The sequence below is a fragment of the Streptosporangium sp. NPDC023963 genome (assembly GCF_040639135.1).
Classification (GTDB): Bacteria; Actinomycetota; Actinomycetes; order Streptosporangiales; family Streptosporangiaceae; genus Streptosporangium.
This window is the reverse complement of the sequence record NZ_JBEZZK010000006.1, coordinates 399263-414631: the sequence shown is the minus strand read 5'-3', so window position 1 is coordinate 414631 and position 15369 is coordinate 399263. Positions and strand designations below refer to the sequence as shown.

The 15369-nt window shown below is 71.5% G+C and carries 16 protein-coding genes; 10 read left to right on the top strand and 6 right to left on the bottom strand.

Annotated elements, in window-relative coordinates; all coding sequences use genetic code 11:
• The first annotated feature begins 176 nt into the window (after positions 1-176).
• Positions 177-923, top strand: a complete 747-nt coding sequence (locus tag AB0F88_RS21605) for a pirin family protein (protein ID WP_362686569.1) — start codon at positions 177-179, stop codon at positions 921-923.
• Between the two features lie 75 nt (positions 924-998).
• Here the strand turns inward: AB0F88_RS21605 and AB0F88_RS21600 are convergent, their stop codons facing one another.
• The gene (locus tag AB0F88_RS21600; RefSeq protein WP_362686566.1) at positions 999-1517 is read right to left on the bottom strand and encodes an SMI1/KNR4 family protein; all 519 of its coding nucleotides are present in this window, start codon (positions 1515-1517) and stop codon (positions 999-1001) included.
• A 209-nt stretch (positions 1518-1726) separates the two neighbouring features.
• Between AB0F88_RS21600 and AB0F88_RS21595 the strand changes: the two genes are divergently transcribed.
• Together AB0F88_RS21595 and AB0F88_RS21590 are read left to right on the top strand one after the other, a co-directional pair.
• Entirely contained in the window at positions 1727-2377 is a 651-nt protein-coding gene (locus AB0F88_RS21595; RefSeq protein WP_362686563.1) for a nucleotidyltransferase domain-containing protein, read from the top strand.
• A complete protein-coding gene (locus AB0F88_RS21590) occupies positions 2374-3138 on the top strand; it encodes a nucleotidyltransferase domain-containing protein (RefSeq protein ID WP_362686560.1) in 765 nt (254 codons plus the stop codon). The genes AB0F88_RS21595 and AB0F88_RS21590 overlap by 4 nt, the downstream gene beginning before the upstream one ends.
• 73 nt (positions 3139-3211) lie before the next feature.
• Here AB0F88_RS21590 and AB0F88_RS21585 read toward each other — a convergent pair whose 3' ends face one another.
• The 3 genes from AB0F88_RS21585 to AB0F88_RS21575 all read right to left on the bottom strand — a co-directional run bounded on the left by AB0F88_RS21585 (position 3212) and on the right by AB0F88_RS21575 (position 5767).
• Positions 3212-4399 (bottom strand): MBL fold metallo-hydrolase, encoded by a 1188-nt coding sequence (locus AB0F88_RS21585; protein ID WP_362686748.1) that lies wholly within the window; start codon positions 4397-4399, stop codon positions 3212-3214.
• Between the two features lie 120 nt (positions 4400-4519).
• Positions 4520-4816, bottom strand: coding sequence for a thiamine-binding protein (locus AB0F88_RS21580; RefSeq protein ID WP_362686745.1), 297 nt, complete (start codon positions 4814-4816; stop codon positions 4520-4522).
• 183 nt (positions 4817-4999) lie between these two features.
• Positions 5000-5767, bottom strand: a complete 768-nt coding sequence (locus tag AB0F88_RS21575) for an MOSC N-terminal beta barrel domain-containing protein (protein ID WP_362686557.1) — start codon at positions 5765-5767, stop codon at positions 5000-5002.
• A gap of 26 nt (positions 5768-5793) precedes the next feature.
• On the opposite strand from AB0F88_RS21575, the gene AB0F88_RS21570 reads away from it, so the two are divergent.
• The 3 genes from AB0F88_RS21570 to AB0F88_RS21560 are packed head-to-tail and all read left to right on the top strand — an operon-like array spanning position 5794 to position 8055.
• Positions 5794-6498: an endonuclease V gene (locus tag AB0F88_RS21570; protein ID WP_362686555.1), complete on the top strand. Its 705-nt coding sequence runs from the start codon at positions 5794-5796 to the stop codon at positions 6496-6498.
• Positions 6499-6500: 2 nt separating this feature from the next.
• On the top strand, positions 6501-7466 hold the full coding sequence (locus AB0F88_RS21565) for an ankyrin repeat domain-containing protein (protein WP_362686552.1): 966 nt from the start codon (positions 6501-6503) through the stop codon (positions 7464-7466).
• 40 nt (positions 7467-7506) lie between these two features.
• A complete protein-coding gene (locus AB0F88_RS21560) occupies positions 7507-8055 on the top strand; it encodes a hypothetical protein (RefSeq protein ID WP_362686549.1) in 549 nt (182 codons plus the stop codon).
• Positions 8056-8160: 105 nt separating this feature from the next.
• Here the strand turns inward: AB0F88_RS21560 and AB0F88_RS21555 are convergent, their stop codons facing one another.
• Together AB0F88_RS21555 and AB0F88_RS21550 are read right to left on the bottom strand one after the other, a co-directional pair.
• Positions 8161-8646: a hypothetical protein gene (locus tag AB0F88_RS21555; protein ID WP_362686546.1), complete on the bottom strand. Its 486-nt coding sequence runs from the start codon at positions 8644-8646 to the stop codon at positions 8161-8163.
• A 200-nt stretch (positions 8647-8846) separates the two neighbouring features.
• The gene (locus tag AB0F88_RS21550) at positions 8847-9254 is read right to left on the bottom strand and encodes a hypothetical protein (RefSeq protein WP_362686543.1); all 408 of its coding nucleotides are present in this window, start codon (positions 9252-9254) and stop codon (positions 8847-8849) included.
• Positions 9255-9352: 98 nt separating this feature from the next.
• Here AB0F88_RS21550 and AB0F88_RS21545 point away from each other — a divergent pair, with 98 nt between their 5' ends.
• The 4 genes from AB0F88_RS21545 (at position 9353) to AB0F88_RS21530 (ending at position 15032) form a co-directional block, all read left to right on the top strand.
• Positions 9353-10324 carry a DJ-1/PfpI family protein gene (locus AB0F88_RS21545; protein ID WP_362686540.1) on the top strand — a complete coding sequence of 324 codons (972 nt, stop codon included), beginning with the start codon at positions 9353-9355 and terminating at the stop codon, positions 10322-10324.
• Positions 10325-10579: 255 nt separating this feature from the next.
• Complete coding sequence (locus AB0F88_RS21540; RefSeq protein WP_362686537.1) at positions 10580-12187, top strand: M4 family metallopeptidase; 1608 nt, start codon at positions 10580-10582, stop codon at positions 12185-12187.
• A 463-nt stretch (positions 12188-12650) separates the two neighbouring features.
• A complete protein-coding gene (locus AB0F88_RS21535; protein WP_362686534.1) occupies positions 12651-13835 on the top strand; it encodes an FAD-dependent oxidoreductase in 1185 nt (394 codons plus the stop codon).
• A 294-nt stretch (positions 13836-14129) separates the two neighbouring features.
• Positions 14130-15032: an RNA polymerase sigma-70 factor gene (locus AB0F88_RS21530; RefSeq protein ID WP_362686531.1), complete on the top strand. Its 903-nt coding sequence runs from the start codon at positions 14130-14132 to the stop codon at positions 15030-15032.
• Positions 15033-15369: the final 337 nt, after the last annotated feature.

The following is a 15369-nucleotide window of genomic DNA, read 5'->3' as shown; positions in this document are numbered from 1 at the left end:
GATCGCATAGGCCGCTCCTCGTCAAGGCGAGGTCACCTGCGGCCCGCGTGGTGATAAATCGTCACACATCATATTCGGATCAGTAAGCAAGATCTCCCCAACCCGGGGATGTGCGGAACATTTCACCCGGCTTTCTAGTTTAAGTTTCAACAACCGAGGTGAGAGGACCACCAGGCATGACCGTCGACATCCGCAGGGCCGCCGAACGACCCGCCACCAAGATCCAATGGCTGGACTCGAAGCACTCCTTCTCCTTCGGCCGCCACCAGGACCCGGGCAACACCCACCACGGCGTGCTGCTCGTCAACAACGACGACATCGTCAAGCCCGGCACCGGCTTCGACACCCACCCCCACCGGGACATGGAGATCGTCACCTGGGTGCTGCGCGGCTCCCTCGTCCACCAGGACTCCGAGGGCCACTCCGGGGTGATCTATCCGGGACTCGCCCAGCGGATGAGCGCGGGGACGGGCATCCTCCATTCGGAGAAGAACGACTCATGGCGCCTTCAGGGTGAGCAGCATACTGATCCGGTGCACTTCGTCCAGATGTGGGTGGTGCCCGACGAGGGCGGGCTCACCCCCGGTTACGAGCAGCTGGAGATCGACGCCGAGCTGCTCGGCGGCGCCCTGGTTCCGGTCGCCTCGGGCATGGCCAGGGACGCGGGCCGCAGCGCCATCCGCATCAACAACAGGTACGCCGCGCTGCACGTGGCCAGGCTCCAGCCGGGCCAGAGCGTGGAACTGCCCGAGGCTCCGTTCCTGCACCTGTTCGTCCCCCGAGGCGCCGTCGACCTGGAGGGTGCCGGCCACCTCTCCGAGGGCGACGCCGCCCGCTTCACCGCCACCGGCGGCCAGCGCGTGACCGCGATCGCCCCGGCCGAGATCCTGCTCTGGGAGATGCACGCCACCCTCGCCGCCTGACGGCGGGACGGGCGGCGGTGGCGGGCCCCTGCCGCACCCGGCGGGAGTGCCCGCCCGCGCCGGGCCCGGCCCGGCCTACGACGGGTCCCTCAGGTCGTGGGAATCGGCGTACAGGTCGCGCATCAGCTCGGCGAAGGAACCACGCCGTCGCGGCCCCTCACCTGACCAGGAGTACAGCTCGTAGGCGGCCCATTCCCCGTGCTCGTCGACGTCTTCCGGGTCGAGGAACAGCACGCCCGCGTCCGCCCCTTCCGAGATCATGAGCATCCGCCGCATGGCGGCCCGCCTGTCGGCCTTGGTCCACATCGGTTCCAGGTCGCGCAGCCACCCGAGTTCCGCGGTGCCGCGCACCTCGCCACCGAAGACGCCCGCCTGCTGCCAGCCGTCACTCGTCAGGAGGAACTCGCGAAGCGACGGCGGCAGCACGCGTCCCAGCCGCGCCTCCGCCGCCGTCACCTGCTCGGCGGAGGCCGGCGGAAACCCGAACCAGTCGTCGGTGACCGGCTTGTCCAGCAATGAATACGGCCTGAAGTCCGCGGCGAGCAGGTCTTCGTTCCAGCGCTTCAGGAACGACTTCCAGGCGGTACGGTCCACGCGGCATTCCTCTCGCGTCGATCATGTCGCGCTCATTCCAGCAGAGGCCACCGACATCGCGGGGCGGCCCACCCGGCCCACCCGGCCCCGCCGGGAGACCGACCGGGAGCGATCGGTCTCCCGCGCCGTCCGCGCACCCCGCGCGCCTTGCGCGCCGCACGTGCGAAAACCCGTACCCGCGCCGCGCACGGGCCTGGCAGGCTGTGCGGATGGAAGTACGGTACGTCCCGGATCACTCGATACTGTCGGTGGTGGTCGGCTCGCGGGCATACGGGCTGGAGATCGAGGGATCCGACGTCGATCGGCGCGGGGTCTTCGTGGCGCCGACCCGGCTGTTCTGGCGGCTGGCCAAGCCGCCCACCCACGTCGACGGGCCGCTGCCCGAGCAGTTCTCGTGGGAGGTCGAGCGGTTCTGCGGTCTCGCGCTGGAGGCCAACCCGACGGTCCTGGAGTGCCTGTGGTCGCCGATCGTCGAGCAGGCCACCGCGGCGGGTGAGGAACTGCTCGCCCTCCGGGACGCCTTCGTGTCCGAACGCGCCAACCAGACCTTCGTCGGATACGCCGACGCCCAGTTCCGCCGCCTGGACCCCGCGCGCCCCAGATGGAAGCAGGCCATGCACATGATCCGCCTGCTGCTCAGCGGCCTGCACCTGGCCCGCCACGGCGAGCCCCTGGTCCGGATGGACGCCCACCGCGACCGGCTGCTCGCCGTACGGCGGGGAGAGCTCCCCTGGGACGAGGTCGAGCGCTGGCGCTCGGAGCTGGTGGCGAGGTTCGGCGGTGCGAACGTGCTGCCCGCCGAGCCCGATCGGCGGCGCGTGGAGGAATACCTGGCGCGCACCAGGGAGGCGGCGCTGTGACCGTCACCCTGCCCTCCTGGCTGGCCGAGATTCCCGCCGGGCAGGCGCACCCGGCCGCCTTCGCCACGGTCAGCGGGGCGCACCTGTACGGCTTCCCCTCCGCCGACTCCGACGTCGACCTGCGCGGCGCGCACCTGCTGCCGCTGGAGGAGGTCGTCGGCCTGCGGACGGGCAAGGAGACCCTCACCCGGTCCTGGGTCCGCGACGGCGTCGAGGTGGACCTGGTCACCCACGACCTGGCCAAGTTCTGCCGCCTGCTACTGCGCCGCAACGGCTACGTGCTGGAGCAGTTGCTCTCTCCGCTGGTGGTGGCCACCTCGCCGGTCCACCAGGAGATGGTCGCCGTCGCCCCCGGCTGCGTCACCCGCCACCACGCCCACCACTACCTGGGTTTCGCCCGCGCCCAGTGGCGGCTGTTCGAACGCTCCGGCGAGCTCAAGCCCCTGCTCTACACCTTCCGCGTGCTGCTCACCGGCATCCACCTGATGCGCACCGGGGAGCTGGAGGCCGACCTCACCCGGCTCTCCGGCGGCCCGCCGTACCTCGGCGACCTGATCGCCGCCAAGCGCTCCGCCGAGCACGGCCCGCCGCCGGCGGGCGCACCGGCGCCGGAGCGTCTGGCCGGCGACGTCGCCCGGCTGACCGGGAGGCTGGAGGAGGCCCGGGACTCCTCCGGGCTCCCCGGCGTCGCGCCGTCGGCGGACGCGGTGCACGACCTCGTCGTCCGGACCCGCCTGTCGACGAGGTCCGCCGGGACCTGAGATCCCGCGTCGCGGCCGTCACGCCCCCGCCGATCCCGGGCCCCGAGGTTCGTCAGGACCCGAGGCCGGGGCGTCAGAGCCTGGGGTCGGAGCCCAGGGGCGGAGAGGCGGGCACCGGCGCGCGCCGGGGCCGGCGGGACGTCTCACCGCCGGGCAGCGTCTCCCACCAGCTCTCCAGCATGGGCACGTCGACGGTGTCGACGCGCTCGCCCGGGCGGGGAACGGCGATGCGGACGTCGCGGGCCTTGGCCTCGCGCCACAGCCGGTCGACCGGCTCGGCCCACGGGTGGGTGGCGAGGGCGAAGGTCGCCCAGTGGACCGGGAGAAGCAGCCTGCCGCCCAGGTCGAGATGGGCGTTGACCGCCTCCTCCGGATCCATGTGGATGTCGGGCCAGGCGGCGTTGTAGGCGCCGATCGGCATGAGCGTGAGGTCGAACGGGCCGTGCGCGGCGCCGATCCCCGCGTAACCGTCGAAGTATCCGGAGTCGCCCGCGTAGAAGACCTTCTTCTCTCCGGCCGCGATCACCCATGAGCCCCACAGGGTGACGTTCCGGTTGAAGGTGCGACCGGAGAAGTGGCGGGCGGCGGTGGCGACGAACCGCAGGCCCGCGACGGTCGCCTCCTCGTCCCAGTCGAGCTCGACGATCCGGGAGGCGGGCACGCCCCACCGCTCCAGGTGGGCGCCGATGCCCAGCGGCACCAGGAACGGGGCGGTCTGCAGCGCGGTGAGCCCGCGGACCGTCGCGCGGTCGAGGTGGTCGTAGTGGTCGTGCGAGATCACGATCGCGTCCAGCGGCGGGAGGCCCGCCAGCGGCCCCGGCACCGGGTGCAGGCGCCTGGGGCCGACCAGCTGGGAGGGCGAGGCGCGCCTGCTCCATATCGGGTCGACGAGCACGCGGCGGCCCTCGATCTCCAGCAACGCGGTGGCGTGGCCGTACCAGATGACGCTCAGCCCCGCCGGGGACGGCCCGCCGGACGGTGAGGTCACCACGGGGATCGCGGCGGCCGGGCGGCGCTCCTCGCGGTTGCGGAACATGTTCCAGGCGATCTCCCGGGCGCTCTGCGGGGAGGGCACGAAGCCGCCGGGCGCGGAGTTGCGGAAGACGCCGTCGTGGAAGCGCGGCGAGCGGCGCATCCGCTCCAGCCGCTCCCCCCTGGCCTCGCCCCCAAGTTCCGCGGGGATGTCCTTCAACGCCCACCCGGCGGCGGCCAGCGCCAGCCCGCCCGCGAGGAGACGCCCGATCGACCTGCTGCCCGCCATGCGGCTCACGCTCCTGAGAATCGCCCGTTCCTGCAGAACGATCCCGGCTCCCTCGGTGTTCCCATTACGCTCTGGGCGGGACAGGCCGCCCGGAGACGACACGCGGGGACGCGAGGTGCGTCACGGGGCGAGATGCCGCTCGACGGTGGCGACCTTGGCCTCCAGGCGGCCGCCCGCCCCCTCGCGGATGTCCGCCTTGAGGACGAGGCTGACCCGCCCGGCGCGAGCCTCGACCGCCGCGACGGCGTCCTTGACGACGGTCATGACCTCGTCCCAGGTCTCACCCTCGATTGTGGTGAACATGGCGTCGGTCCGGTTGGGCAGGCCGGAGGCGCGGACGACGCGCACGGCCTCGGAGACGAGCTCGCCGACGTCCTCCCCCGCTCCGATCGGGGTCACGCTGAACGCCACGAGCACCGACATGTCTCACCCTTTCCCCGGCTTCCCGCACCTCTCCCCACGCACCCTAGTTTCCGGCCGGACCGGCGGGCAATCCGGCCGGGCGAGGGCCGGGTGCGCCGTACCGGACGGCTCCGGGCGAGGCGGAGGCGGGCGGGCCGGGGACGGGAGACCCGGCGCCGGGCGGAACGGCGGTGGGGATCAGCGGGGACCGGGGGTGGCGGTGGCGCGGTCTCCGAGGCGGGCGGTGCCGGCGCGGGTGACCCGCATGATCACGCCGAACTTGTTCCCATGCTCGCCGATCAGCCACTTCTGCAGTTCGGGCCAGCGCTCGCGCCCCTCGGGGTCCCAGCTGGGCACGACGCACCTGATGCAGGGCCCCGCGTGGTCGCCGGTGACGGTGAGTTCCGTCTCACCCGCGGTGACCGTGGTGCCGGGCGTCCAGTTCTCCTCGTCGAACGCGGGCGCGTCGGTCTCGAGGTGCAGGTTGGGCCGGAACCTGAGCAGGTCCACCGGCCTGCCGAGTTCCTCGCCCAGGGCGGCCAGGGACGCCTCGAAGGTGACCAGCACGGTCGGGCCCCGGTCCTGCTGCCCGTCGGCGGCGCGCAGGCTCAGCGGCGTGCCCAGCGACTCCGCCAGCGCGTCCGTCAGACCGGGGGCGTCCCAGTCCCACGTGGCGCCGTCCGGTCCGGTCAGTGTCGGCGCCGGCGCGTCACCGTTCCACGGGGAGCCGCTCCCCGTGGAACCGCTCCCGGGAGAACCGTAGGCGGCACGCCAGTGCAGCATCTCCGCCCGCCGCCGTACGGTCAGCGCCCTGCCCGCGTGGTTCTCCCGCTCGTCGACGAGCGCGTAGGCCCGGTCGCCGGCCAGTCCCCGATCGTCGAAGCGCGCCTCCCGGAGCTCCTCGCCCCGCAGCGACTTCACCGGCCACCGAAGAATCCGATGAACAGTACCGAAATATGACGTCATACTATAAAAGTAGCGATCATGGAGTAATGAAGGTACAAATGCCGCACACTGTCACGGAGGCCGAGGCCATCCAGGACGAGCTCAGAGCGCTGCTCGACCTGACCGGCCCCGGACCGCGCCGCCCCTCCAGGATCGCCGGAGTGGACGTCGCCTACGACAGGGACCGGCTGGCCGCGGCGGTGACCGTCCTGGACGGGACGACGCTGGAGATCGTCGAAGAGGTCGCCGTGGCCGGGAGGGTGACCTTCGACTACGTCCCGGGACTGCTCGCCTTCCGCGAGGTCCCCGCGCTGCTGGACGCCCTTGAGCGCCTGTCCGCGCCGCCCGACCTGGTCGTCTGCGACGGATACGGCCTGGCGCACCCGCGCCGCTTCGGCCTGGCCTGCCACCTCGGCGTGCTCACCGGACTGCCCACGATCGGAGTCGGCAAGACCGCCTTCGTCGGCACCTACCCCGAGCCCGCGCCCGAGCGGGGCGCGTGGACCGCCCTGACGCTCGACGGCGACGTCGTCGGCCGCGTGCTGCGCACCAGGGACGGGGTCAAACCCGTCTTCGTCTCCACCGGTCACCGCGTCGACCTCGACACCGCCTGCCACAACGTGCTGAACCTGACGCCCCGCTACCGCCTTCCCGAGACCACCCGCACCGCCGACCGCCTCTCACGACGGTTCCTGACCGAGAACTGTCGTACGGACCTGGTTGGATCCGCTCAGCACGACAAGATGGGATAAAAGTGGGCGAAGACGAGTGGGCCGAGGACGTCGACGCGTGGCGCGACACCAACCTGGCGCAGATCCGCCAGCGGCTGGCGAACGGGTTCGACCCCGGCCGGCGGCTGCCGTGGCTGCGCACGACCCCTCTGCACCAGGCCGCCCAGGAGGGCGCCACGCAGGTGATCGAGCTGCTGCTCGCCTCGGGCGCCGAGGTCGATCCCGTCGACGCCGACGGCGCCACCCCGCTGTGGGAGGCCGTTCGCCACGGCTGGGACGACGCCGTACGGATCCTGCTCGCCGCGGGCGCCGACCCCTGGCGGCCGTGCATCGCGGGCCGCTCCCCCGGCGCCCAGGCCCTCTTCACCGAGATGGCCGGCCTGTTCGCCCACCTGCCGGGGGCTCCCAGCGTGAGCCCCAGGTTCCGCGAGCTCCAGGACACCGTCGACGCGATGATGTTCTCGTACGAGGACTACAGCGAGGAGCTGTGCGTGGCCTTCGTCGGCGAGGTGGCCGAGGACGAGGTCATCCGCCGCCTGGGCGCCGCGCCGGAGGCGTGCCCGCCGATGGAGACCGGTGAGCTGTGGGGTGCCGAGCAGTCCTCCCCGGTGGAGGTGCTGCGCGTGGCCAGCCCGCCGGGGGGCGGGGTGGTGCTCTTCCAGTCCGGCGGCATCCTGCCGGTGCGTGACGGGGTCGGCAGGGCGGTCACCTCGGGCGGCGGGGTGCTGGCCGGGGCGTTCCCGTCCACCAGCCCGTCGGTCGACATCTGGCGGGACGGGATTCCCGCGGGGCGGCCCTCGGTCCACGAGCAGCTCTCCGACGACAGCATGGTCGAGCTGTGGATGTGCCGCTTCGGCGACTGCGGCGCCCACCCCTCCACCGCGACCGAACGCACCCTGGGCCTGATGACGCTGCTGACCTCCACCTACATCACCGAGGAGTGGCTGTGGAGCGCTCCGATGAGGCTGGTCCCGGTCATGCTGCGGTGACGAGCCGGCAGGAGTCCGGAATGGGTAGAGTCGCACGACGATGAGAAAGCACACGATCACCGCGCTGTGGGAAGAGATACCGGACGACGCCGACGACCTCGCCGTGGTGCGCGGCGGCTTCCGGGTCTATCTGTGCACGTGCGGCAGGCGGCCGGCCGACCGGGCGGCGGCGGAGTCGCACGCGTCGGAGACCGACCAGTGCACCACCTGCCTGGGCACCACCGTCGAGGACATCGTGCCGGGCTTCTCCCAGCCGTGCACCGCCTGCGCCGGAACCGGCCGGCGCATGGTTCAGCTGAGCTGGCAGCTCGCCCACCTCGAGGCCGAGTCCGTGATCACCGTTGAGATCGTCCGCGGGCTGATCGCCGGTTTCACCGGGCCGTTCCGGCTCTCCGAGGTGGCCGACCTGGTCCGCGAGACCCTCCACCTGCCGGTGGGCCGCCTGCCGGTCGGCCCGCGTGTCCGCGACATCCTGCGGGGCCTGGAGGCGTCGGGCGAGCTCGTGCTGATCTCCGCCCCCGACGAGCTGCTCCGCGGCACCTCGGTCATGCTCTACCGCGACCCCTACTGGGAACACGCCACCGGCTGAGCGTCCACGCGTCCACCGGGCAGGTCCCTCCGTCGTCTCGGCGCGCTTGCCGGAGAGGCTCGTCTCGGCGCTTGCCGGAGAGGCCGCGGCCCGACGGGCGCCGGTTCAGGAGAAGATGCCGAGGATCACCAGCAGGGCATGCTCCGCTCCGCTGCCGAAACAGGCGGCGAGCGCGTAGCCGATGGCGGCCTCCTCCGGGCTCGGCGAGGCGACCCACTCGGCCCTGACCTCGCCGTCGGCGAGCGTGGTGAACTCCCCGAGGCCGTACTCACCGCGGAAGAGGCCACTGGACACCTCGGAGGTGGGAACCAGGGTGTAGGTGGTTCCCGCGTGTTCCACCTCGGCCCGGTAGGAGTGGCGCGTGATGCGGCCCGGCGCGGGACGCAGCGTGACCTCGGTGCCGCCGACGGTCATGGTCAGGTGTTCGGGGCCCCGGGTGCCGATGGGAATGTGCCGCCGCGCGGCGACGTCGGCCGATCGGCGCACGACGACCGTGGGAATCGCATCGCCCTCGACGCGCATGATGCCGGCGTCTCGATCCAGCGTGAGCGTCAGCTCTCCCACGACCGCGTCGGTGACGTGTGTTCCCATGCCCGCAAGTATGCAAGCCTTCCACGCGCCTTTCCATCGAAAGGACCGCTCGGAGAAACCCGCGCCGGGCTCACCCCCCGCCCGGGATTCCGTACGGGAAGGTTCTGCCCGGCCGGACACCTACGTGGAACCGCCATGATCCGAGAGGGCGCCCGGAGCCTGTTCCCGCCCCCGCGGGAAACACGACCCGAGCGGTCGCCTCAGGCCGCGCAGCCCGCGTACTCGTCGAGGCGCCGGAACATGGCGGCCAGCATCAGCGGGAACATCGCCACGTGGGCGATCGTCATGAGCGCCCCGCCGTCGATGAGGCCCAGCCAGAGCAGCGGGAAGAGCGGCACGACGGGGACGAACATGGCGGCGCACATCTCCAGGGTGGGAGCCCAGCCATGGCCCCGGTAGCGCATCCAGACGGCCATGCCGACGGACATGTCGAACGCCATCAGCAGGTACGCGAGCTCGGGCTGCCGTTCGTGGGAGAAGCCGAGCCCGGCGGCGGACAGGAGCATGCCGAGAACGAACATCCCGGCGAACATCGCGATGACCATCTCGGCGTAGTGCCAGGCGAAGCGGCCCCATCGGCGGCGGGCGGTCGGTGCTGTCTGTGTCATGGTCCGACTGTGTCGCCGTACCGGTCACGCTCCAAGGAACGCGGTCGCACATGTCCGGAAATCTGGGACTCCTGTCCTTTCTGGCATAGGGTCGCCTCGTGATCGAACGCCGCGTCGCCGTCATCGGGTACGACGCGGCGGAGCTGCTCGACATCGCCTGCGTGACCACGACCCTGGAGAACGCGAACCTGCAGGGTGCCGCTCCCGCCTACCGCGTGCGCCTGGCCACCCCCGGGGGAAATCCCATCGTCTGCGGCACCGGCCTGACGCTCCAGGCCCAGGAGGCGCTCGAACGGGTCGTCGGGCCGCTCGACACGCTCGTCGTGTCGGGAGGCATCGGGCACGAGGCGGCGGCCGGCAACCGGTCGATCCTCGGTCACGTCCGCCGCCTGGCGCGCGAGAGCCGCCGCGTCGCGTCGGTGTGCACGGGTGCCGCCGTGCTGGCCGCCGCGGGCCTGCTCGACGGGCGGCGTGCCACCACCCACTGGCAGTCGGCGAAGGTCCTCGCCGACCGCCACCCGGAGGTCTCCGTCGATCCCGCTCCGATCTTCGTGCGTGACGGGAACACCTACACCGCGGCCGGGGTCACCAGCGCCCTGGACCTCACCCTCGCCCTCGTCGAGGAGGATCACGGCGCCGAGCTGGCGCGACGAGTGGCGCGCGCCCTGGTGACCTACCTTCAGCGCCCCGGCAACCAGGCGCAGATGAGCATGTTCACCGCCTCACCCTCACCCGAGAACGGCCTGGTCAGAAAGGTCGTCGAGTACGTCACCGGGCACCTGGACGCCGACCTGACCACGGGCACGCTGGCGCGCGGCGCGGGCGTGAGCGAGCGGCATCTGACCCGGCTGTTCCTGGAACACCTCGGGCAGGCACCGGGACGGTTCGTGCGACAGGCCCGCACCGAGGCCGCCGCGCACCTCCTGACCTCGACCTCCCTGCCGATGACCGGCGTGGCGCTCCGCTGCGGGTTCGGGACGGCCGAGGCCCTGCGCCAGGCGTTCGTCGACCGCTACGGGGTCGCGCCCTCGCGATATCGGTCCACGGCGACGTCCGCCACACGGTCCTGACGCGTTCCCGACGCGGGCCGCCGTTCCTCGGGTCGCGGTTCCTCGGGCCGCGGTTCCTCGGGTCGCGATGGAGCGCGACGCTCCCGCGCAGGTCGGCGCGCTGCCGAAGGGCCTGAGCCGACCCATATCACGGCGTTATGGAATTTTGCGAGGTACTCAACCGCCCCTCCCGGTGCCAACTTTATGGAGCCCGGACTCTTAGGGCTCCTTGCATCCCTCCTACCCCCCAAGGGACACCGAGAGGAGTCACCCCGCGTGAATCCGAAGGTCAAGCTTGGCGCCGTGGCCGTACTGGCCGTCGCCGCCATGACCACCCCCACGGCGGTGAACGCCGCCACCCCGGCGGACAGCGCCGCAGCCCGTACCACGTCCGCCGAGCCGCCGGTGTTCGCGCCGCCGGACGCGGAGTCGCAAGCACGCGCGGTCACCACCGCCAACGCGACCCTCGCCGCCAGGTCGGAGGCCGTCCTCAAAGGACGGAACGAGAGGTTCACCCTGGCCAGGAACATCGCCGGCGCCCACGGCCTGCAGTACCTGACCTACACGCGCACCTACCGCGGGCTGCCGGTTCACGGCGGCGACGTGATCGTCGCCACCGACAGGGCCGGAGAGCTCGTCGGGTCCGTGAGCTCGGGCCAGCAGGCCAGGATCACGATCGACGTCACGAGCAAGGTGGACGCCGAGGCCGCGGCCGCCACCGCCCGCGCGCAGCTGCCCGTCGTGGAGAGCGTGGCCGCGCCCAGGCTGGTCGTGCACGCGACCACCGAGACGCCCAGGCTGGCCTGGGAGGTGGTCGTCAACGGCGCCACCGCCGAGGCCCCGAGCGTCCTGCACGTCTTCGTGGACGCCCTCGACGGGTCGATCGTCGACTCCTACGACGACGTGCACGCCGGGACCGGCAACAGCTACTACAACGGCAACCCGGTGACCATCCAGACCTCGGGCTCGGGCAGCTCGTACTCGATGACCGACACCACCCGTCCCGGCCTGCGCTGCGGTGGCCAGAACGGCGCCACCTACACCGGGAGCGACGACTCCTGGGGCAACGGCTCGGGCACCAGCCTGGAGACCGCCTGCGTCGACGCGTTGTACGCGGCGCAGAAGGAATGGGACATGCTCCGCAACTGGCTGGGCCGCAACGGGTTCAACGGCTCCGGCGGCGCCTACCCCGCCCGGGTCGGCCTGAGCGCCGTCAACGCCTACTGGAACGGCAGCTACACCAGCTTCGGGCGCAACAGCGCGAACACCAGGCAGGCCACCCCGATGGACGTGGTCGGTCACGAGTACGGTCACGCCATCTTCCAGACCTCCGGCAGCGGCGGCGGGGGCAGCGGCAACGAGTCCGGCGGCCTGAACGAGTCGACCGGCGACATCTTCGGCGCGCTGACCGAGCACTACGCCAACCAGCCCGCCACCCTCGACCCGCCGGACTACCTGGTGGGCGAGGAGGTCAACCTGACCGGCGCCGGCGAGATCCGCAACATGTACAACCCCTCGGCCAAGGGTCACCCGAACTGCTACAGCTCCTCCATCCCCTCCACCCCGGTGCACGCGGCGGCCGGGCCGCAGAACCACTGGTTCTACCTGCTCTCCGAGGGCACCAACCCGGTGGGCAAGCCGTCCAGCTCGGTCTGCTCGGGCCCGACGAGCCTGGCGGGCATCGGCATCCAGAAGGCCGGCCGCATCTACATGGCCGGCCTGAACACCAAGACCGCCCCCTGGACGCACGCGAAGGCGCGGAGGGCCACCGTGGCCGCGGCCAAGTCGCTCTTCCCGAGCGGCTGCGTCGAGGTCAACGCGGTCAAGGCCGCCTGGAGCGCGGTGAACGTCCCGGCCACCAGCGGCGAGGTGTCGTGCCCGTGACGCCGGACGATCCGGGCGGTCCCCCTCTGCGGCGTTGACCACACCGTCCGGGAGATCATCGGCCATACCCGTACGGACCTGTGCGTCGGGCGGCGATGGGGCCGCCCGACGCACCTCCTTGTCAACCGAGTCTTCCCGGCCAGGGGTACCGACGTCCTCACAAGCCACGAGTGGATCGCCCGCCTGGAGCCGGTCGTCGGAATCGAAACTCTGGGGCCTGTACGGAGTCGAGATCAGAGGGATCACCTGACCGGCCACCGGCAGGCACCGCCGAGGGGTGGCGTGACTCTCCGCGGCCGTGACGAACAGGGCTCACGACGAGGCGGCTCGTACGCGACAGCACGGTCCAGGCATGTGTCGCGCGTCACATTCATGCGGTGTCACATAGGGATGGGGGTGTTTGTCTCATGGTCGTCGCCGGCACCACGGACCTGAGCCGGTGGCCTGGCCGAGGGAGTGAGAAATGACGAAGAACGACCACCACGTCGTCGTACTGGGCGCGGGTTACACGGGCATGCTGGCCGCGATCCGCCTGGCCCACCGGACCCGGCGTGACGGTGTCCGGATCACATTGGTCAACCCCTCTGCGCGGTTCACCGAGCGGCTGCGGATGCACCAGATCGCCGCCGGGCAGCAGCTGGCCGACCACCGGATCGGCGACCTGCTCGCCGGGACCGGCATCACGTTCGTGCAGGGCGAGGCCACCGCCATCGACCCGGACGGGCGCACGGTGGAGATCGACGGCGGTGAGACAAGGCTGGACTACGACACCCTGGTGTACGCGCTGGGCAGCTCGACCGACACCGGCCGGGTCCCCGGCGCGGACGTCCATGCCTTCACGCTGAACAGTCCGCAGATCGCCGCCCGTTTCGCCGCCCGGCTGGGCGAGGTCGTGACGGCCGGCGGCACCGTCACGGTCTGCGGCGGCGGTTTGACCGGGATCGAGGCGGTGACCGAGATCGCCGAGGCCCACTCGGGCCTGAACATCACGCTGATCAGCTCTGAAGAGCCCGGCGCGATGATGGGGCTCAAGGCCCGCGCCTACCTGCGGCGGGCACTGGACCGCCTGGGCGTCACCGTCAGGACGGGCGTGCGGGTGACCAAGGTGCTGCCCGACGTCGTCGAACTGGAGAGCGGCGAGATCGTCCCCTCGGACGTGTGCTTGTGGACCACGGGCGTCAGGGTGTCGCCGCTGGCCGCCGACGCCGGGATCGCGGTGGACGACCACGGCCTGATCCTGGTCGACGCGACGCTGCGTTCGGTGTCCCACCCGGCCATCCACGCCATCGGTGACGCCGCCGCCATCCGGCTGGCCTGGGGACGGGTGCACGGCACCTGCCAGAGCGGCCTGCCCACTGCCCAGTACACGGCCGACACCATCGCCCGCCTGCTGCGCGGCAAGCCGGTCAAGCCGTTCCGGTTCGGCTACTACCACCAGCCGCTCAGCCTCGGCCGCCGCGACGCGGTCATCCAGTTCACCCACTCCGACGACACCCCGCGCCGGATCTACCTCACCGGGCGTACCGCCGTTCTCTACAAGGAGACCGTCAGCAGCAGCCCCCTCATGACGTACCGGCTCAGCAAGCGCGTGAACGTCAACGTCACCCCCTCCAAGGGCGGCCGCGCCACCCGCAGGCCCGCCGCCTGAGGACGACCGCGCCGACACGCTCCCCCGCAAGGATCACCATGAAACGTCAGGTTCTGATGACCGCGGCGGTCCCGCTGTGCGCGGCGAGCATGCTGGACACCCCGCTACCCCACCACGCGGGCATCGCCGCCACGCTCGCCCCGCGGCCGGGACAAGGGGCGGGACACGTGTCCCCCGGTCAGGGGGCAGGCGAGGTGACGAACGCACCATCCGATCCATCGGTAACGTTTAGCAATTTCCAACGTAGCCGCTTCGGCCGTTCCACCCGAAGCATCGCACCGAAGGCATGAGTTGATGATCGACACGAAGCCCGAATCCGATCCGTACATCGAGCACCGGCGGCTGCTGTTCTCCACCGCCTACCGGATGCTGGGCAGCGTCACCGACACCGAGGACGTTCTCCAGGACGCCTGGCTGACCTGGAACTCCGCAGACCGCGTCGCGATCCGGCACCCGAAGGCCTACCTGGTACGTACGGTGACCAACCTGTCGCTGAACCGGCTCACCTCGGCCCGGGCGACCCGTGAGACCTATGTCGGTCCGTGGCTTCCCGAGCCGCTGCTCACCTCTCCCGACGCCGCCGTGGAGACCGAAATGGCCGACACCGTCTCCACCGCGATGCTGGTGGTGCTGGAAACCCTTACCCCCGTCGAGCGCGCGGTCTTCCTGCTGCGCGAGGTCTTCAGCTACTCCCACGCCGAGATCGCCGACACCCTCGACCGGCCCGAGCCGGCCATCCGCCAGATCGCGCATCGCGCCCGCGAGCACGTCCAGGCCCGCCGGCCCCGCTTCGACACCGACCGCGCCCGGCGGGAAGAGATCACCGCCCGGTTCATCACGGCCTGCTCGGGCGGCGACCTGAACGCGGTGATGGAACTGCTCGCCCCGGACGTGACCGCCTGGACCGACGGCGGAGGCAAGGTGACCGCCGCCCTGCGCCCCCTGCACGGCCCCGACCACGTCGCCCGCTGGCTGCTCGGAGTCCTGGCCAAGCCCCAGTCGGCGGGCGTCGTCCTGGAGGCCGGCACGATCAACGGCGAGCTGGGCGTCCTGTTCGCCGCCGGAGACATGCCCGTCGGCGCCCTGACCTTCGACATGGTCGACGGCCGCCTCCACAACGTCCGGCTCCAGGTCAACCCGGACAAGCTCAATGGCCTGCACACCCCGGCAACTGCCCCGCCCCTTCCCGGGCGTTGACGACCGCACTCCCGAGTGCGAAGCCGCCTGACACATCAGTCCCGGCGTCCTCCTGAGGAGCGGCGCCGATCGAGATGACGAGCCATCGAGACTCGCGCGGGCCCACTCGCGGCGACGATCCCGGCCCTGCCGAACTGGAAGGAGACGGTGCCGCAGGTAGGGCTTGCCCTCCCCTTCCACGATCTGCTCGGGCGGCGGGACCGGCCCGGCCCGCGTGATGGTGAGGTTCCCGTCCACGTGCGATCTGGAACAGACCACGGCCCACCCTCGTGTCGGTCACCGACCGCAGCGGCGGCCCAAATGACGAACTGTGATTGGGAAGACTGAAAAGGGTACG